At 66.2% G+C, this 18,610-nt stretch carries 16 protein-coding genes and 1 pseudogene; 11 read left to right on the top strand and 6 right to left on the bottom strand.

What is annotated here, in order from left to right:
• The first annotated feature begins 132 nt into the window (after window positions 1-132).
• Window positions 133-1,485: an MFS transporter gene (locus Q9R30_RS18180; RefSeq protein WP_104997145.1), complete on the top strand. Its 1,353-nt coding sequence runs from the start codon at window positions 133-135 to the stop codon at window positions 1,483-1,485.
• Window positions 1,486-1,550: 65 nt separating this feature from the next.
• Here Q9R30_RS18180 and Q9R30_RS18175 read toward each other — a convergent pair whose 3' ends face one another.
• The gene (locus tag Q9R30_RS18175; RefSeq protein WP_311218465.1) at window positions 1,551-2,189 is read right to left on the bottom strand and encodes a hypothetical protein; all 639 of its coding nucleotides are present in this window, start codon (window positions 2,187-2,189) and stop codon (window positions 1,551-1,553) included.
• Between the two features lie 451 nt (window positions 2,190-2,640).
• Window positions 2,641-3,210 (bottom strand): phosphoribosylglycinamide formyltransferase, encoded by a 570-nt coding sequence (purN, locus tag Q9R30_RS18170; protein WP_104997143.1) that lies wholly within the window; start codon window positions 3,208-3,210, stop codon window positions 2,641-2,643.
• 39 nt (window positions 3,211-3,249) lie between these two features.
• On the opposite strand from purN, the gene Q9R30_RS18165 reads away from it, so the two are divergent.
• Window positions 3,250-3,681 carry a hypothetical protein gene (locus Q9R30_RS18165; protein ID WP_311218464.1) on the top strand — a complete coding sequence of 144 codons (432 nt, stop codon included), beginning with the start codon at window positions 3,250-3,252 and terminating at the stop codon, window positions 3,679-3,681.
• A gap of 23 nt (window positions 3,682-3,704) precedes the next feature.
• On the opposite strand, the gene Q9R30_RS18160 is transcribed toward Q9R30_RS18165, so the two are convergent.
• The gene (locus Q9R30_RS18160; RefSeq protein ID WP_104997141.1) at window positions 3,705-5,018 is read right to left on the bottom strand and encodes a DUF6350 family protein; all 1,314 of its coding nucleotides are present in this window, start codon (window positions 5,016-5,018) and stop codon (window positions 3,705-3,707) included.
• A gap of 155 nt (window positions 5,019-5,173) precedes the next feature.
• Between Q9R30_RS18160 and Q9R30_RS18155 the strand changes: the two genes are divergently transcribed.
• On the top strand, window positions 5,174-5,632 hold the full coding sequence (locus Q9R30_RS18155; protein ID WP_104997140.1) for a DUF4383 domain-containing protein: 459 nt from the start codon (window positions 5,174-5,176) through the stop codon (window positions 5,630-5,632).
• A gap of 264 nt (window positions 5,633-5,896) precedes the next feature.
• On the opposite strand, the gene Q9R30_RS18150 is transcribed toward Q9R30_RS18155, so the two are convergent.
• The gene (locus tag Q9R30_RS18150) at window positions 5,897-6,733 is read right to left on the bottom strand and encodes a DUF2382 domain-containing protein (protein ID WP_104997139.1); all 837 of its coding nucleotides are present in this window, start codon (window positions 6,731-6,733) and stop codon (window positions 5,897-5,899) included.
• A gap of 259 nt (window positions 6,734-6,992) precedes the next feature.
• Here Q9R30_RS18150 and Q9R30_RS18145 point away from each other — a divergent pair, with 259 nt between their 5' ends.
• Window positions 6,993-8,150: a glycosyltransferase family 1 protein gene (locus Q9R30_RS18145; protein WP_199775338.1), complete on the top strand. Its 1,158-nt coding sequence runs from the start codon at window positions 6,993-6,995 to the stop codon at window positions 8,148-8,150.
• On the top strand, window positions 8,147-9,526 hold the full coding sequence (locus tag Q9R30_RS18140; protein WP_311218463.1) for a UDP-glucose/GDP-mannose dehydrogenase family protein: 1,380 nt from the start codon (window positions 8,147-8,149) through the stop codon (window positions 9,524-9,526). The genes Q9R30_RS18145 and Q9R30_RS18140 overlap by 4 nt, the downstream gene beginning before the upstream one ends.
• Here the strand turns inward: Q9R30_RS18140 and Q9R30_RS18135 are convergent.
• Complete coding sequence (locus tag Q9R30_RS18135) at window positions 9,523-10,389, bottom strand: HAD family hydrolase (protein ID WP_104997137.1); 867 nt, start codon at window positions 10,387-10,389, stop codon at window positions 9,523-9,525. The genes Q9R30_RS18140 and Q9R30_RS18135 overlap by 4 nt on opposite strands.
• 165 nt (window positions 10,390-10,554) lie before the next feature.
• Between Q9R30_RS18135 and Q9R30_RS18130 the strand changes: the two genes are divergently transcribed.
• The 4 genes from Q9R30_RS18130 to Q9R30_RS18115 all read left to right on the top strand — a co-directional run bounded on the left by Q9R30_RS18130 (window position 10,555) and on the right by Q9R30_RS18115 (window position 17,258).
• On the top strand, window positions 10,555-10,824 hold the full coding sequence (locus tag Q9R30_RS18130; RefSeq protein ID WP_104997136.1) for a GlsB/YeaQ/YmgE family stress response membrane protein: 270 nt from the start codon (window positions 10,555-10,557) through the stop codon (window positions 10,822-10,824).
• A 227-nt stretch (window positions 10,825-11,051) separates the two neighbouring features.
• Window positions 11,052-13,151, top strand: a complete 2,100-nt coding sequence (locus Q9R30_RS18125) for an EAL domain-containing protein (RefSeq protein ID WP_311218462.1) — start codon at window positions 11,052-11,054, stop codon at window positions 13,149-13,151.
• A gap of 139 nt (window positions 13,152-13,290) precedes the next feature.
• Window positions 13,291-16,344: a response regulator gene (locus Q9R30_RS18120; protein WP_311218461.1), complete on the top strand. Its 3,054-nt coding sequence runs from the start codon at window positions 13,291-13,293 to the stop codon at window positions 16,342-16,344.
• A complete protein-coding gene (locus tag Q9R30_RS18115) occupies window positions 16,341-17,258 on the top strand; it encodes a diguanylate cyclase (protein ID WP_311218460.1) in 918 nt (305 codons plus the stop codon). Before Q9R30_RS18120 ends, Q9R30_RS18115 begins: the two co-directional genes overlap by 4 nt.
• Here the strand turns inward: Q9R30_RS18115 and Q9R30_RS18110 are convergent.
• Window positions 17,255-17,677, bottom strand: a complete 423-nt coding sequence (locus Q9R30_RS18110; protein WP_311218459.1) for a hypothetical protein — start codon at window positions 17,675-17,677, stop codon at window positions 17,255-17,257. The two genes, Q9R30_RS18115 and Q9R30_RS18110, sit on opposite strands and share 4 nt — an antisense overlap.
• A gap of 210 nt (window positions 17,678-17,887) precedes the next feature.
• Here Q9R30_RS18110 and Q9R30_RS18105 point away from each other — a divergent pair.
• Together Q9R30_RS18105 and Q9R30_RS18100 are read left to right on the top strand one after the other, a co-directional pair.
• Window positions 17,888-18,311, top strand: a pseudogene (locus tag Q9R30_RS18105) (dihydrofolate reductase family protein).
• 39 nt (window positions 18,312-18,350) lie between these two features.
• Window positions 18,351-18,572, top strand: a complete 222-nt coding sequence (locus Q9R30_RS18100) for a hypothetical protein (protein WP_104997132.1) — start codon at window positions 18,351-18,353, stop codon at window positions 18,570-18,572.
• The last annotated feature ends 38 nt before the right edge of the window (window positions 18,573-18,610 follow it).

Here is an 18,610-nt window from a genome sequence, read left to right as displayed (position 1 = left end):
CGTCTTATCTCGCGGAACAACGCCGCGGTTGGTGGGGATAGGCCCAGTTTATCCCGAAGCGGAGATTGCCCCGCGAGTCGGCCTGAGTGTGAACGCCGGTGCGCCCGGCTAGAGTTTTCCCAGGAGGCTGCGATGAACACTTACACCACTGTGCCGAGCGGGGAACAGGTGGTCCAGGAACTGCCCTGGCGATGGAAAGTCCAAGGCAGGATCTTTTTGATCGGCGGCCTCGGCTTCATGTTCGATGCCTGGGACGTGACGCTGAACGGCATCCTCATCCCGTTGCTCTCAACCCACTGGGCCCTCACCCCGGGTGAAGTGGCGTGGGTGGGCACGTCGAACCTGATCGGCATGGCCCTGGGCGCGTTCGTGTGGGGCACCATCGCGGACACTATCGGGCGCAAGAAGGCCTTCACGGCCACGCTGCTGATCTTTTCGCTCTTTACCGTCCTGGGCGCTTTCTCCCCCGACTTCATCTGGTTCTGCGTATTCCGGTTCATGGCCGGTTTCGGCCTGGGCGGCTGTATCCCCGTGGACTATGCCCTGGTGGGTGAGTTCACTCCCCGGAAGCAGCGCGGGCGCGTCTTGACGGCAATGGACGGTTGGTGGCCGGTGGGCGCAGCCCTGGCGGGCTTCGTCTCCGCCGCGCTGGTAGCCGTTTTCGGCGACTGGCGGCTGACCATGCTGGTGATGGTCCTGCCTGCTCTGTTGGTGTTCTGGGTCCGGCGCAGCGTGCCGGAGTCCCCGCTGTTCCTGATCCGCAAGGGCAGGCGGGAGGAAGCAGCCAAAGTCATAGACGACCTGGTGGCCGCGACCGGGGCAGAGGCCCGTGCCTACAGCCTGCCCGATGCCCAGGAGGTGCCCCGGTTGTCGGCCGGCAGCGCCTGGCATCAGCTGCGGCTCGTGTGGCAGTACAACTGGAAGATCACGGCCGCGGCCTGGTCACTGTTCTTCAGCATCCTGCTGGTGTACTACCTGTCCCTGACATGGATGCCGCGGATCCTCATCGGCGCCGGCTTTGCCGAGTACAAGGCGTTTGTCACTACGGCGTCCATGGCGGCGGTGGGGCTTTTGGGCGTGATTGTGGCGGCCCTGCTGGTGGAGCGGGTCGGCCGCAAGTGGATTCTGGCCATCACCGGCCCGCTGTCCGCGCTGACCCTGGTGATCGTGGCGATCGTGGTGGACATCCCCACGGCGGCCGTGTTCTGGCTTCTGGTGTTCGGGTTCGTGGTGCAGGTGGCCATCCCGGTGCTCTACGCCTACGTTTCCGAGCTCTACCCCACGGAGCTGCGCGGCACCGGCTTCGGCTGGGCCTCCACATTTTCACGGCTGGGGGCCGGGTTCGGGCCCTTGATCTTCGCCAACTACTTCTGGCCCGAACTGGGCCTGGCCACGAGCTTCGCTTTGGCTGGCGGGCTGGTGCTGCTGGCCGTGCTCTGGATGGCGTTCTTCTCCCCCGAGACCAAGCAGCGCCGCCTCGAGTAACCCCTCCGGCCTCCCAACTAGGTAGCGCCAAGTGTCGTTTTGAACCCTCGTAACGACACTTGGCGCTACCTAGTTTCATTCTTGGGATACCAGCCCCGGCTCAGGAGTGCTGAACGGATTTTGGCCACCGCCGGCCGGGCATCCCTCTCCATGTGCCGCTTCGAAATCCTCACAAGGAGCCAGCCTGCACGGGCGAAGTCCTCTTCACGGGCAATGTCCCGGACGATCTGGGCTGCCTCCGAGTGCACCTCACCGTCGTATTCCACCGCCACCTTCTGTTCCGGATAACTCAGGTCAGGTTGGCGGACGACGCCGGCTCCCAGTTCCGTGGGAACGTTCAGCAATGGTTCGGGCAGGCTTGCGTCCTCCAGGGCCAGCCGGAGCCTGGTTTCCGGGGCGGAATCGGACCCCACCCGTGCACGCTCGAGGGCAACCCGGGCCTTCCTGATACCCGGTGTCCCCTTGTGCCGGTCAAGCATGTCTTCGAGATCCTCCCGGGTTGCATAGGGCTCTGACCTGCCCTCGAAGTCGGGCCGCGGAATGCGAAGCAAGTGGTCTGCAACCACGGTCAGCTCCTCGATGCTCATCTTGCGGGCGCAGTCCAACCATGTCCGCACCCGCGAAGTGACCAGCAGTCCGGCAAGATTTTCGATCTCGTCCGCGAAGAACTGCCCGCGGTGTCCCTTCACTCCGGGCCGGCGCATGATGGCAACGGTGTCAGGCCGCGAGATGTGAAGCAGAGGCTGATCACTGCCCGGGAGGAAACCCGGAAACTCCCACAGGAGAAAGGCCGACGCGTGCGAAGCGGCGGCAAACTCCGTCACCAAGGTGTAGGGACGGATGCGGGGGGCGAGGTGTGATGCATCGTCCCCGTCCGGTACCCGGACTCCCCGGCTTGGCCAGAGCAGACCAGGGTGACGCAGCCGCCGGCGGCTGATTCCGGCGTCGACCGCTTCCTGGAAAGTAAAAGGGAGGGACGCCAACTGGTCGGGTAATTGACTCGGTGCCTTCATCCGCCCATCGTGGCAGGCGGGGCGGGATGCCGCAGTGGTTATCCACAGGCCAGCCCGCCCATGCCCAACTAGGTAGCGCTAAGTGTCGTTATGAGCGCTCATAACGACACTTAGCGCTACCTAGTTGGGTGGGGAGGAGGGGTTAGGGGTGGGCCGCGGCCAGGGAGGCCAGTGTGGACACCAAGAGCCGGCGTTCCACCACCTTGATGCGCTCGTGCAGGGTCTCCTCCGTGTCCGACTCCTCGATGGCCACGGCTTCCTGGGCAATGATGGGGCCGGTGTCCACGCCGGCGTCGGCCCAGTGCACCGTGCAGCCGGTGACCTTGACGCCGTAGGCCAGCGCGTCCCGCACGCCATGGGCACCCGGGAAGGCAGGGAGCAGCGCGGGGTGCGTGTTGAGGTACCGGCCATTGAAAGCCTCGATGAACTCCGGGCTGACGATCCGCATGAACCCCGAGGAGACCACCACGTCCGGCTCAAACCTTGCAACGGCCTCCGTCAGCGCGGCATCCCAGTGCGCCCGGTCCGGGTACGCCTTGAAGTCCACCACAAACGTGGGGATCCCGGCGGCAGCGGACCGTTCCACCCCGTACGTGCCCGGGCGATCGGCTCCCACGGCAGCGATTTCCACGTCCAGTTCCCCAGCCTTGGCTGCGTCGATGACAGCCTGGAGGTTGGACCCGGTACCGGAAACGAGGACTACGATGCGCATGGCTCTAGCTTATGGGCAGCCTCGCGTAGGCTGGAAAACATGAACACCACACCGGGACCGGCTGGGCAGCAGCGGACCAAACCGCGGCTCAGCGAGGCGGCCAAAGCCTCGCTCGCCAAGACCCACACCCTGTTCCGGATGTTCGTCGTCTCGGTGCTGGGCGCCTTCTTCGTCTACCAGCTGGACGTAACCTACCTGTGGCTGACGGGCGTCCTGACGGCTGCCAGCATCACTTTGGGAATCGTCCTGCTGGTGCGGGCGGCGCGCTTGAAGGAATCCAGACTGGTCCTGGTGGGCACCATCTCCGGCCTGGTGGTGTCCGCAGTCATGGTGCTGCTCATCCTTGTCACGGCAGTGTTCTTCGATGAAGTCCGCGAATACCAGGCATGTGTTGGCCGTGCGCTCACGGACAAGGCCCAGTCCGCATGCCGCATCCAGCTGCAGGATTCACTGCCCCGGCAGATCCCCTAGCCGCGCCAGCAGCGGCAATAAGCCTAGGAAACCAGCTGCGCTTCCTGGTCCTTTGACGCGTGCTCACGTTCCAGCCACGGCCCGGCCGCGTAACCGATAACGACGCCGGCACCCACCTCCGCAGCCAGCCAGACTCCCGTCCAGAACGGGTCAGGGCCGATGTCCGTCAGGCGTCCGATTCCGGCTGATCCGCGGGCCAGCCAGGCCAGCCCAAAAGCCAGCAGCCCGGCGGCCAGGCCGGTCAGCACCCCGAGCACCAGGGTAGAAAGGCTGGCCGTGAACCAGCGCAGGCGGATCTTGATGGCCAGCCATTCGTCAAAGTGGTTTTCGCCTTCGCGGAGGAACCACCAGCCGGCCAGGACCCCGGCCAGCACCGGGACGATCAGGGCTACAAAGGCGTAGTCCAAAGGCCCGGAGGGAAGGGCAGCCAGCACCGGGATGGACGGCAGCGGCCCGACGGCGGTACCCAGCGGGCCCACGTGGGAACCGGCGCCCATGGCAAAGCCTGCCCCGGACGTCCAGGCCAGGGCAAAGACCGCGAGGTTGGGCAGGAACCCAAGCTGCGCGATGGTCAGGGCCGCACCTCCGACTGCGCCGGCGTCGAGCGCTTCATAGACAGCGACCACGAGGTTCCAGTGAATGAACAGGTCAACGGCCAGCAGCGCCGCGGCCATGGCAAGCGCCGAAACAGCTGCAACGAACCCTGCCTTCGCGGCGGAACCGAGATAGGAGCCGGCCCACCGCGAATGCTGGCTGCTGCGCGAGATCCAGTCGACTGCGTCGACGCCGATCAGCCGGCTCCAGGACCCGGCCTCGCGACGCGCGCCGACCACCATGCCGAACGCGTAGGGAATAAGGGGTATGAGCATGGCGTGCCAAGGGTTGATGAGGACGTCAGGCGTGCGGCAGACAAAGCCGGTGGCTGTTCCGAAGGCGGCGTAAACAACCCATGAACCGAGCAGGGCCTGCCAGAGCTGGTCCGTATAGGAGGCGCGGGCCAGCCGTCGCCCGGCCCGCCAGGCCAGGAGGAAAGGCAGCAGGGTCAGGCCCAAGGGGATGAGCGAAAGGACCCCGGATTTCCCGTTGGCCGCGGCGTTGGGACCCGCGGCGGTGAGCTCCAGCGGCACCCCGTGGAGCAGCAGCCAGGACTGCCCGGCCAGCCGGGCCAGGACGTCGAAGGCACTGTCATGGAAACCGGCGGTTGCCCAGACGGCGATGATCGGGGCGATCACAACCAGCGCGGAAATGATGGCTGCCTGTGCCGTTTCAAGGGCACCCTGCAGCCACAAGGGCATGGGAAGGCCACGGTCTCCGGTCTGGTCAGCACGCAGTTTCATCGTGCCCCATGGTGTCACGGCCAGCCCATCCAAGGCGGCAACGACAGGCTTAGCCGCCTGATCATGAGGAAACTTCAGGGGCGTCCGCACCGGCGCTTTTCGCAGGCGTCCGCCGTAAGATTTAACTGTCCACAACGAGTGGATTGGAGGAGAAAATGACTACCGCATCCCCACATGCACACGGTGTTCACTTTGGCCGGGCAGACGTCCAAAACGCGGGCATGGGAGTGGGAATTGTTTTGATGCTGGTGGGTATCCTGGGGTTCATCCCCGGCGTCACCACCCAATACAGCGAACTGATGTTCCTCGGACCGGCGTCACACGCCATGTTCCTTGGACTGTTCCAGGTGTCCATGCTGCTCAACATCGTGCAGTTGGCCATCGGCGCAACCGGCTGGGCAATGTCCCGCACCGAACATGGGGCACGGAACTTCCTCCTGGGAGCAGGCGCACTGTACATCGTCCTTGCCGTCTACGGCCTGATTGTCGGAGTGGATTCAGCGGCGAACTTCCTGTCACTGAACATGATGGACAACTGGACCCACCTGGCACTGGGCGCAGTGATGATTGTTGCCGGCTGGCTGTTCTCGAGGAACTCGGCCAGCAGGACATAACCCGGAATCCGTAAGCCGGGAAACAGGAGCCGCGAATGAAAGAAGAACCTAAGTTCTGAAGATATTCGTCCTACTGGCTGGTGCAGTCGCCGCCCCGAGCGGAGGCTGCACCAGCGTTTTAACCAGTTCGGCATGCAGAAACGACGCCGGGAGCCCCCAAATAGGACTCCCGGCGTCGTTGACTGCGCGTGTGCCTTGGCGCGCTGCGCTTGTGCCTTTGCGCCGGTCCGTTCAGCGGCGCTTCAGCCTCTGCACTGCCTGGGGCTAGCGGCGCCCGTCCCGAGCCACGCCCTCAGCGTCGATGTGCTCCTTGCGGACTTCCTCATTGACCGTCACGTCGTCCTGGACAACGTCCTTGTCAAGGCGGACCCGCTCCACCGGAACGGCTTCCTTCTGGACTACGGGCCGCTCCTCGTGGAGGGTGACCTCATGCTCCTCTTCGCTGATGTCCGGCCCGTTGAGGGCTGCCCCGCGGTTGGCGTCGGTGATGGGTTCGCGCTCCAGGCGAACTTCCTCGCGCTGCACGGGGACGGTCTTGGTGACGTTTTCCGTAGTGACGTACTTCCGCAGGCGGGCGCGGCTGGTAGCTTCACGCTCGGTGCCAACGTGGAGCTTCTCCTCGGAGCGCGTCATGGCGTCATCCGTGGTGGGGCCGGAGGTGTCGTGTCCCACGGTGCCGCCGTCAGTGCGGCGGTCCGAATCGATACCAGCCGTGGGAGTGCCTGCATTCAGGTCGGCATCGCCCTGCAGGTCCACATCGTCCCGGGACTCCGAGTAGGTCCGGGCACCGCGCTCATAGTACGTGTAGAGGCGGTCCTCTTCCTCAGGGGTGAGGTGTCCGTCCACGTCCACCCGCGGGGCGTCCTTGACGTGCTCCTTGCTGTAGGGCACCACCAGGTCGTCGCCTTGGCTGTGCGCACCCTCGACGGGAACGAAGGACTGTGACGTGCCAAAAAGGCCGGTCTTGACGGTAACCCATGTGGGCTCGCCGGTGTCGTCGTCCGCGTAGAGCTGGCCGATAGAGCCGATCTTCTCGCCATCGGAGCCGATAACGTTGCCGCCCTTGGTGAGCAGGTTTTCAATGTTTTCCCGGTTGAGCATGACGTCTCCTTGGATGTGTCGTTGCGCTGGGCTTGGCTAACCAGTGGATGTACCGGCACGGCGTTCCCGTGGCGCGGCCTCCGCCCCGACTGCTTGAGGCTTCGCGTTAGCTGCCCCCATACCGTAAGCATGCTTAGCATCAAAAGGGAAGCCTACTTAGTAATTTTTTCGAAACACGGCGGTTCCTGTTCACCCAGCCTTTTCCTGCGGGTAACGCTTTCTCCCCCGCCATTTCAAGCCCCCGGCCCATCGTGGAGGGGTGAGGATCGCAATTGTTGCTGAATCATTCCTGCCACTGATGAACGGGGTCACCCATTCCATCCTGAGGGTGCTGGACCATCTCCAGGACCGGGGCGACGACGTCCTGGTCATCGCGCCCTCCGCGCAGGACGCAGAAGCGCCGGACCGCGTCAAGGGTGCCGAGATCCACCGGCTGCCGGCGGTTCCGCTGGCCGGCTACACAAACGTCCGGGTGGCGATGGGCGGTGTGTACCGGGTCAAGCGAATCCTTGCCGACTACGCACCGGACGTCGTCCACCTGGCTTCGCCGTTCGTCCTGGGCTGGCGTGCCGTCCAGGCCGCCCACCAGCTGGGCATCCCCACCGTGGCGATCTACCAGACCGAGGTTCCCAGCTACGCCGGAAGGTACGGGGTTCCGTTCCTGGAAAACTGGGCGTGGAACCGGGTGGAGAACATCCATCTGCTCGCCTCCCGTACCCTGGCGCCGTCAACGTTCGCGCTGAACCAGTTGCGCGGCCGCGGCATTCCACGGGTGCGGATGTGGCGGCGCGGCGTGGACACCGCCAGGTTTTCACCGGAAAAGCGCGACGACGGCTGGCGGGCCGAGGTAGCTCCCGGCGGCAGGCGGATCATCGGCTACGTGGGCAGGCTCGCGATGGAGAAGCAGGTGGAGGACCTGGCTGCCCTTGCCGGCGTCCCCAACGCCAGGCTTGTGATCGTGGGCGACGGGCCGCAGCGTGCGGCGCTGCAGGAAGCGCTCCCGGACGCGGTCTTCACCGGGTTCCTGGGCGGCGGGGAGCTGGCACGCGCCGTGGCGTCCTTCGACCTCTTCGTCCACCCGGGTGAGTTCGAAACGTTCTGCCAGACCATCCAGGAGGCCATGGCATCGGGCGTGCCGGTGGTGGCCACCGGCCGCGGGGGCCCGCTGGACCTGGTGGAGAACTCGCGGACGGGGTGGCTCTACGAACCCGGTGACCTGTCCGCCATGCGGAGCCAAGTGCTCGACCTGATGGGCGACGACGCCAAGCGCCGCGCCTTCGCCGCCGCAGCGCATGCCTCCGTGCAGGACAGGACCTGGCCTGCACTGTGCGCCGAGCTGGTGCGCCACTACGAAGACGTCATCGCCGGAATCCCGGTTTCCCTGGGCTCAGGCAGCACCGAAGGAGCAGCATTGTGAAAATCTCCGTGATTGGATGCGGTTACCTGGGCGCCGTGCACGCGGCAACCCTCGCTTCCATGGGCCACACCGTGGTGGGGATCGACGTCGATCCCGGCAAAGTGGAACAGCTGGCGCGCGGTGCCGCCCCCTTCCATGAACCCGGCCTGGATGAACTGCTCCGGGACGGCCGGCAAACCGGCACGCTCACCTTTTCCACCAACGCCGCCGCCGCGAAGGGCGCACAGGTGCATTTCCTGTGCGTGGGGACACCGCAGGACAAAACGTCCGACGCCGCGGACCTCACCTTCCTGGTCTCCGCCATCGAAGCCCTGCTGCCGCACCTGGCGGCGGGCGCCGTCGTCGTCGGCAAATCCACCGTTCCCGTTGGCACGGTGGAGATGCTCCGCGGCGTGCTGGCCCCCCGGCCGGACGTCGTGCTGGCATGGAACCCGGAGTTCCTCCGGCAAGGGACCGCGGTGAAGGACTCGCTGGTGCCGGACCGGCTGGTGTACGGGGTTGACGGCGGGCGCGCAGCTGCCTTCCACCCCGGCACCGGCGCACCGCTCGGGGTGACGGCCGCCTTGGACACGGTCTACGAACCGCTTCTCCGGGCAGGCATTCCCCGCCTGGTCTGCAACTTTGCCACTGCAGAGCTCATCAAGTCGGCAGCCAACGCCTACCTGGCCACCAAGATCAGCTTCATCAATGCGGTGTCCGAACTATGCGACGCCTCTGGCGCGGACGTGGCGGAACTCAGCGAGGCGATGGGCATGGACCCGCGCATCGGAGGACGGTACCTGCACGCCGGACTCGGATTTGGCGGCGGCTGCCTGCCCAAGGACATCCGCAGCTTCCGGGCCCAGGCATCAGACCTCGGCGTCACCGCCGTTGACGACTGGATGCGCCTGGTGGATTCGGTCAACCTGGGCCAGCGCGAACGGACGGTACGCCTGGCCGCCGAACTCTGCGGCGGCAGCGTCGCCGGCCGCTCCATTACCGTGCTGGGCGCGTCCTTCAAACCCGATACCGACGACATCCGGGACTCGCCCGCCCTGGACGTTGCCGACCGGCTCGCCGCGGCCGGGGCGCACGTCACCGTCACGGATCCCAAGGCGGTGAACCACGCCTGGCTGCGGTACCCGCGCCTGCGGTTCGAAGCCGCCGCCAGGCGGGCGCTCGAAGGCGCCGAGCTGGTCCTGCTGCTGACGGAGTGGGATGAATACCGGCGGCTGTCCCCCGCCACTGCGGGTGCGGCCGTACGACGGCGGGTGGTGCTGGACGCGCGCAACGTCCTGGACGCGACGGACTGGCAGGCCCACGGCTGGGTAGTGCGCGGCCTGGGCACCAGGGGCTCCGACGTGCCGGCTGCGGAGGGGGCCCTCCCCCGGGTTTAGTCCAGCAGGCCCAGCTCGGCGAAGGCCAGGGCAACGCCGTTGCCGGCCGGGCCGGGCGTTAACCGGTCGGCAACGGCCAGCACGGCAGGGTGCCCGCCTTCCACCGCGATCCCAACCCCGGCGTACTCCAGCATTTCAATGTCGTTGGCGCTGTCGCCGATTGCCACGATGTCCGCCCGGTCAAGGCCCAGATGCTCCTCCACCACCTGGATGCCCACCGCCTTGTGGGTCCCGGCCATGAAGATTTCCCCGGCACGGTCCCCCAGGGCGGAGAGGGAACTGGGGATGAGACCCACCTGCGGACCGAGCCGGTCCACCAGCTGCTTCAGCGGCACATCTGAATCGAAACAGGAGATCTTGGCGTAGGACGTGGCACGCAGGTCATCGCTGTACTGCATGGGCCCCAGGATGTCCTCAAGGGGATCCACATCAGTGCCCAGGACTCCGTCATGCTGCGGCCGGCCGGCGAAAATAGGTCCAAGCACCTCCCTCAGCCGCTGGTCCACGCCAGTACGCCCGTGAAGGGATTCAGGGGCTTCCAGGATGTAGGCCACATCATGGGCATCCAGGGCATCAACGATGCGCCCGGCCAGGTCCTGGTCGAAGCGCGTGTCCTTAAGGACCTGGCCGTCCAGTTCCACCCTGGCGCCGGCGCCGGTAATGGTCCCGTCAAAACCGGCCTCAAGGATGTGGGCTGGGACCATGGACAGCGGCCGGCCGGTGCACACGAAGACGAGGTGTCCCAGCCGGCGGGCGGTGCGGACCGCCTCCACATGGGCTTCCGGAGCCAGCCCATGGTCCGCGTAGGTGCCGTCGATATCGAGGAACACGGCACGCGGCCGGACGGTCTGCTGGCTGCACATGCGGGAGCTCCTTGGTTGGTGGCGGGGACACCCAATCCTATCCAGGCGCGAAAACTGACAGTCATCCCGTGACAATCAAACTCTTGCAGAGCAGTAAGCACACTGATTGAATTATGGAACCGGAAATGGGGGCCCGGCACAACTTACTGATTAAGGAGTGGCAACATGGGTATTCTCGGATTTCTCATTTTGGGCCTGATCGCCGGCGCCATTGCAAAGGCCATCTTGCCTGGCCGCCAAGGCGGAGGCTGGGTGGTTACCCTGGTTCTCGGCGTTGTCGGTGCCCTTTTGGGCGGCTGGATCGGCTCGCTGATTTTCGGCGGCGGACTGGCTGAATTCTTCGATCTCCGCACCTGGCTGCTGGCCATTCTTGGTTCAGTCATCGTGCTCCTGGTTTACGGTGCGGTTGCCAACCGCAGTGGCCGCCGGGTGTAGCAACCCACATATTCCTCAACAAGAAAATGGCGCCGCCCCTCCAAAGGGCGGCGCTATTTGTGTTCCCGGTGGGACCTGGCAACCGGGCCGCACGCACACAGGGCGCCCGGCAGCCGGTAACCAGTTCCTGCTGTTCCGTCACCAATTCAGCATTCGCGCTTTATGATGTGCGGGGGGGTGGCGCAATGATTGATGACTGGAACCACAGGAAAAATCCGGCAGCACAAATGTTCGGCACAGTCCTGGACGCCAGCCCGGACGCTCTCTTGGCCATCGCGGCCGATGGCAGCATCGCAATGGCCAACGCCGCCGCAGGGAGGATGTTCGGGTACTTCAGCAGGGACCTGGCCGGGCGGGACCACAGGATGCTCCTGGCCGAGGGCTTCCGCGGCGAGGTGGAACAGCTTTTCGCCAGGCTCCTTGCCGGGCCCGAGGAGCATCTCCCGCCCCGCGAAATCTACGGAGTGCGCGGGGACGGGACGGAGTTCCCCGCTGAAGCGGCGGGTTCCCTGATGCCGGGATCCGACGACGGCGTCCCCGCCGGGCCGCTACTGCTGCTGTCCGTCCGGGGTACTTCCCACCGCCAGGACGCGGACGCCGACCTGCGGGAGGCGATGTCCCTGCTGACCGCCACGCTGGAGTCAACCGCGGATGGCATCCTGGTCATCAATTCCTACGGCAGCGTCGCCGGGTTCAATGACCAGTTCCTTACCATGTGGGGAATGCCTGCGGAGCTTTTCCAGAGTGGCAGCGAAGAGCGCATCCTGCAGCTCATTCTCGCCCAGCTCGTCGACCCGGATGCGTTCATGGCCCGGATGGCGGAGCTCGAAGCGGACCCGGCCGCGGAAAGCCATGACATCCTGGAATTCAAGGACGGCCGGACCCTGGAGCGGTATTCCCGCCCCCAGCGCGTGGGGGACGAAGTGGTGGGCAGGGTGTGGAGCTTCCGGGATGTAACGCCGCGGCGGAAGGCCGAGGAGCAGGCCCGCCAGGCCATGATGGACTTGGCGGCGCAGACGGAGAAGCTGCGCGCGATGGCGTTCCAGGACCCGCTCACGGGGCTGGCCAACAGGGCAGTTTTCAATGACGCACTGGCGGATGCGCTTAAGGAGCCGCGGCTGAAGACCGTCGACGTCCTGCTCCTGGACCTGGACGACTTCAAGGAAGTCAATGACATCCTCGGCCACCAGGCCGGGGATGACATGCTGACGGAGGTGGCCCGCCGGCTCGCCGGCTGTGTCCCGACTGCGGACGTGGTGGCCAGGCTGGGCGGTGACGAATTCGTTGTGCTCCTGACCGCCTGCCCGGACGCCGACGCCATTGCCGAATGCATCGTCCGGTGCCTGAACGTCCCGGTCACCATCCAGGGCACGGTCCTGCGGCCAAGCCTCAGCCTGGGGCTCGCCTCCCTGGCCCGGGACAATGTGGGCGCCTCCGAGCTCCTGCGCCAGGCCGACATTGCCATGTACGCGGCCAAGGCCGCCGGCAAGAACCGGTTCCTGCGCTTCCACCCGGAGATGATGACGGCCCTGGTGCAACGGACCTACATGGAGGGCGGGCTGCAGCTTGCCGTGGCCCGGAGCGAGATCTCGGTGGATTTCCAGCCCATCGTTTCCCACCGCATGGGGCAGGTGGTCACGTTGGAGGCACTGGCGAGGTGGGACAGCGACGGCAGCCGGGTCCCGCCGTCGGTCTTCATCCCGCTGGCAGAACGCACGGGACTGATCAACGAGATCGGTGCCGAAGTGATGGCACGCGGCATGGCGGAGCTGGCGCCCTGGCTCAGCCGGGACCCGTCCCGGTCGCTCGCCGTGAACGTCTCCGGTGTCCAGCTGCAGGACCCGGATTTCGCGCAAACCGTCTTGGGGCTCGCGGAGACCAAGGGCGTAGCCGCCTACCAGCTGGTCCTGGAGGTCACCGAGAGCGTGTTCTTCGACGCCGACTGCACCCTGATCAAACAGCTCAGCACCCTGCGGGACGCGGGCGCCAGGGTTGCCCTGGACGACTTCGGCACCGGCTATTCCTCGCTGGGCAGGCTTCAGGACCTGCCGGTGGACACGGTGAAGATCGACAAGACGTTCGTATCCATGGTGCACACCGGCAACGAACGGCTCCCCATCCTCAGCTCCATGATCAACATGGCCCACAGCCTTGGCCTGACGGTCACGGCGGAAGGTGTGGAAACGGCAGCGCAGGCGGACTACCTCACGGCACTGGAATGCGACACGCTCCAGGGCTACCTGTTCTCGCTCCCGCAGCCCGGCCGGCGGCTGGACCAGGCGTTGCAGCGTGCGGAGGAAGTGCTCCATGCCCTCAAGGAGCGGTAGCGCCGCCCGGGAGGGGGCGCCTTCCGCCTGAGGGGGATAGCATGGAAGGGCGCCTCCGCCCAGGTCTCGGGTGGGCTCCGATTACGGTTCCTCAGCGGTAACGGCTTCGGAGTACAGGCGCACGTAGGGGAGGTTCCGCGTGTCTCAGACTGGTCTCCTGGAGGGTCGGTCCGCCGGCGGCAGCAACACGGCGCCGCTAAAGTGGCCGGCTGTGTCCACGGGCGCGGCCTTGGCTGTGCTCGGACTGTTCCTTGCCGTAAACAGCGGGTCTCCGGCCGCCCTCGTGACGGGTGACTTCCTGATCCTGGCAGCTTCCTTGCTTGCCGGAGCAAGCTGCACGCGTGCTGCGCTGCGAGGGGGCGTCAATGCCAGGGCCTGGGCCTTTGTAGCTGTCGCTGCCTTTATGTGGGCCGCCGGGATGGCCCTCTACGCCTTCTACGGCCTCGCGAACAACCACGTATATCCGTTCCCCTCCCTGGCGGATGCCCTGTTCATCGGCTACTCGGTGCCCGCGGTCGCCGCCCTCTTTGCGTTTAAGAGGCGCAACGGCAACCATGCGGTGGCGCTGTACCGGGCGGTCATGGATGCTGCCGTGATTGCCGGTTCTGTCCTGGTGGTCAGCTGGTACATGGTGCTTGGGCAGGCCTTCGAGGCCGAGGGCGATCCGCTGGCGCGGCTCACCGGGATGGCCTACCCCGTGGCGGATCTGGTGATTACGTCCCTGGTCCTGGTCCTTGCCATGCGGCGCCAGCCGGGCGAGCGGCGGCCATGGCTGTTCCTGGGCGGCGGCCTGCTGGTTCTGGCCGTGACGGACAGCGTCTACGTGCGGATGACGTTCGACGGCGTTACCGGCACCACCGGGTCGCCCCTGGCCCTGGGATGGATCATCGCCTTCCTCCTGATTGCCTTGGCCCCGCTGGCTCCGTACGAGGAAAGCTCGGGGACGGACCGGGCTGGCTACACCCTGGCCCTGGAGTTGCTGCCGTACGTCCCGCTCCTCATGGCGGTGGTGCTGTTCGCGGGGCCCCACATGGACGAACTTGAGCCGTTCCTGCTGGTGGTAGGCGCTGCCGTGCTGGTGTTTGTCATGGTCCGGCAGGTTCTGATTATTTTTGAGAACATCACCCTCACCACCGGGCTGGAGGATGAAGTGGCCGTCCGGACCAGGGAACTGGAAGCGGCCCGTGAGGCGGCGATGGAGTCCAGCCGGCTGAAGTCGGAGTTCCTGGCCACCATGAGCCATGAAATCCGCACCCCCATGAACGGGGTGGTGGGCCTGACGGCCCTGTTGCTGGAAACCCCGCTGGACCCGACCCAGAAGCAGTATGCGGAAGGTGTCAAAAGCGCCGGAGAGGCACTGCTGGCCCTGATCAACGACATCCTCGATTTCTCCAAGCTGGAGGCCGGCAAGGTTGATTTGGAGGCGCGTCCCTTTGATCCGCGCACGTTGGTGGAGGAGGTGGCCGGGCTCCTGGCGGAACCGGCACAGGCCAAGAGCCTGGAGCTGATCGCCTACTGCGAGCCGGACGTCCCGGTACGGCTGGTGGGTGACTCCGGCCGGATCCGGCAGGTCCTCCTGAATCTTGCCTCCAACGCGGTTAAATTCACGGCGTCAGGCGAGGTGTCCATAAGGGTTACAACGGAGAGCCCCGGAGCGGCACCCGGAAGCACCGCCATGGCGTGCTTCGAGGTGCGTGACACCGGCATCGGGATCCACCCTTCCCAGCATGGCAGGCTTTTCCAGTCGTTCTCCCAGGCCGATGCCTCCACCACCCGGAGATATGGCGGTACCGGACTGGGCCTCGCCATCTGCCGCCGCCTGGCCGATGCGATGGATGGCGAGATTTCCGTTGAGAGTGCTCCGGGGAAGGGCAGCACCTTCCGGTTCCGGCTGCCCCTGCCGGTTGCCCCGCCGTCCACCGACCCGGTTCCGGCAGCCGGTTTCCTGAGCGGCCTGCGGGTTTTGGTGGTGGATGACAACGCCACCAACAGGCTGGTCCTCGAGTCCCAGTTGCGCGGCTGGCAGCTGCAGCCGGAAGCGTTCCCCGATGCTGCCTCAGCGCTGGTACGTGCCCGCGAGGCACACGCCGCCGGAGAACCGTTCCACCTGGCAGTCCTGGACTTGTGCATGCCGGGCATGGACGGGCTGGAGCTGGCGCGGCGCCTGAAAGGCGAAGCCGCCCTGGCGGATATCGAACTGATAATGCTCACGTCCACCATGCAGGTCAACGCGGCCGAGATCACGGATGCGGGCGTGCGCGAATGGCTCATGAAGCCGGTCCGAAGTTCCGAGTTCTACAACCGGCTGGTCCGCCTCATATCCACGCACGAGCCCTCCGTTCCGGCCGCCGGTTCAGTACCGCCGGCGCCGGTGACGGACGGGCCATCGAAGGGGCGCATCCTGGTGGTGGAGGACAACGAGGTCAACCAACTGGTGGCCCGCGCAACGGTCAGCGGACTCGGCTATGCCGTGGACGTGGTGTCCAACGGCGCAGAGGCCCTCACCGCCACCGCGGAGTCCAGGTACTCAGCCGTTCTGATGGACTGCCACATGCCGGTGATGGACGGTTTCGAGGCCACGCGGCAGATCCGGGGCAGGGCCGGCACCCATACCCGCCTGCCGATCATTGCCATGACGGCGGGGGCGCTGGACGGCGACCGGGAACGCTGCCTGGCAGCCGGCATGGACGACTACCTGGCAAAGCCCGTGGATGCCGCAGCCCTGGAAGCCACGCTGGCCCGCTGGGTTCCGGAACCTGAGCCCCAGCGCGTCCCCCAGGCTGTCCAGCGCCCGCTTGCCGTCACCGGGGTCCGGGCTCCTGCCGATCCCGTAGGCCCGCCGATTCTGGACCGGGACAGGCTTGCGATCCTGCGGGACCTGGGGCCCGGCGACGGCCTGGGACTGCTGCCCGCGGCGGTGGCCGCGTTCAGGCGGGAGCTCCCCGGACGCCTCGCGGCGCTGCGTGCAGCAGTGAACGACGCCGATTGGCCCGCCCTTGCCAGGGCGGCGCACGCGCTCAAGGGGGCGGCAGCCAATATCGGGGCGGCGCAAGTAGCGGGGACCTGTGCAGAGCTGGAGCGGATGGGGCGCAGCGCACGGGACGGCGACGGCCCGGGACTGGTCCGCCGTCTCGAGGCTGAACTGCGGCTGCTGGACGCAGGACTCGACACGGCGTTAAAGGAGGCCACGTGAAGGTGCTGGTAGCTGACGACGATCCAGGGTCGCTGATGGTGGCAAGGGCCGCCGTCGAGCGCTCCGGGCACGACTGCCTGGCAGCAGCCGACGGCGACCAGGCCTGGGCCCTCTACCTGGAGCACCAACCCGATGTGGTGGTAACGGACAGGGTGATGCCGGGAATGGACGGGATGGCCTTGTGCCGGGCCATCCGGGAGCGGGAGGAGGACCTTTACACCTACGTCGTCCTGCTCACGTCGCAGGGGTCCCGCGAGGACATACTGGCCGGGCTCAAGGCCGGGGCCGACGATTACGTCACCAAGCCGTTGGACCCCTTCGTGCTGCAGGCCCGGCTGCTGGTGGCGCTGCGTGTCACCACCCTCCACGCGGACCTGGCGCACTACCGCAGGGTCCTGGCCCGGCAGGCGCGCACAGACCCGCTGACAGGGCTGCACAACCGGCTGAAGCTCTCGGAGGATCTGGAGCAGCTCCACCAGCGGAGCGTTCGGTACGGGGAAAAGTACAGCCTGGCCATGTGCGACGTGGACAACTTCAAGACCTACAACGACCTCTATGGCCACCCCGCAGGAGACCAGGCCCTGCGGGCTGTGGCGGAAGCGTTGCTCAGCTCCGTCCGGAAAAGCGACGGCGTGTACCGCTTCGGCGGGGAGGAGTTCCTGCTGGTACTGCCCCGGCAGTCGGTATCCGGCGCGAAGGCACTGATGGAACGGGCCCTGGATGCTGTACGGGGCCTGGCAATCGCGCACGCCGGCGATCCTACCGGCCAGCTGCGGCTCAGTGCTGGGCTCTCCGCATTCACCGCGGAGCACCCAGTGGATACGGTTACCCTGCTGGGTGAGGCCGATGCGGCCCTGTACGCAGCTAAGGCCGCGGGGCGAAACAGGGTGGAACTGGCACGGCAGTCCGGCTAGGCAGCCTTCTTGGAGCCGGGCTTCTTCTGGACGGGCTTCTGCTGGACCGGTTTCCGGGGTGCCGTCCGATCCGCTCCTGGCTGGTCCTGAGCCGGCACAGGCTGGGCGGCGGATTCTTCTTCGGCTGTGACATCCTGATCCGATGCCCGCGCTGCTTCAATGGCGCCCGCTGCTTCAGTTGTGCGGTTGCGCCGCCAGCGCCGGACCAGGTCGACGGCGGCCGCTGCGCCGGCAAGAGGGGTGAGCACCGCGGCCATGTAGACAAACAGCATCCACGTGAGCGTCGTCAGCGGCGGCTGGTTGTTGTTCAGGAGGGACAGCCCGCCCAAGAGTCCCACGGCCCAGAAGAGCAGGACAGCCGTAAGTACTGCACCGGCCGGGAAATACTGGTTGGTCACGATTTTTTTCAGGGTTTCCATGCACTTCCTCCTGCCTGGCCGGGGCGCGGCAACGGCCGCTCACCACAAGTATGGGGCCCGGAATCAGCGAAACCCCGCAAGACGCCGCGGCGAGTGATGAACGTAACTGGAGCAGCCGCCGTCGTGCATTCCAGCACGGACCTTCCGCTCGCCGGGAGGGCGCACTAGCGTGTTGCCTGTCCACTCGAAAGGCATTCCCGAAAGGTCCCCATGCGCAAAGTCACTGCCGGCCTGTTCCACTCCGTGGACGGGGTGGTCTCCGATCCCTACAGGTTCCAGTTCGACAGCTTCGACGACGAACTGGGAGCCGGCCTGAGCACCATGATGGAAACGGTGGACACCGTGGTGCTGGGCCGGGTGAGCTACCAGGAGTGGGCAGCCTACTGGCCCAATGCGTCGGTGGACGAGGACTTGCCGCCTTCATCAACCCGGTGGAGAAGTTTGTGGCGTCGCGGACCCTGGCGGAGCCGCTGGAGTGGCACAACTCGCGGCTGATGGACGCGCCGCTGGAGGAACGGGAACCGGCCGGCGCCTGTTCCAGGACGGCGACCCTACCACCCGGCTGGTGCTGCAGGACGAGTCCCGGACCAGCAAAGGCAACGTGATCAGCACCTACGGGAGGCTCGGGGCGTAGGCCCTACTATCCGCACCGGGTCTGTGAAAGGGTTTGAATATGGATGAAGAAACCAACAGTCCTGATGACGAGGCAGTCCCGGGTACCGGCGTCAATGACCATGCCTGGGAACGGGAGCACCGGCATCCCACGCCTGAACAGGCCCGGTCCATCGGCTACCGGCGCAGGGATGCCGAAGCGAAACTTGAGCAGCACCAGATTGAGGCCCGCGAAAAGGCAGCACACTCCGAGGAACACCACGCCGAGGACACGAAGGACTGACCCGGGTGGACACGGACCCCGGGGCCACGACTATGGGT

The sequence above is a fragment of the Arthrobacter sp. AB6 genome, from assembly GCF_031844545.1.
Taxonomy (GTDB): Bacteria; Actinomycetota; Actinomycetes; order Actinomycetales; family Micrococcaceae; genus Arthrobacter.
Note: the sequence above shows the minus strand (reverse complement) of the source record. Positions and strands in the feature narration are given on the sequence as shown.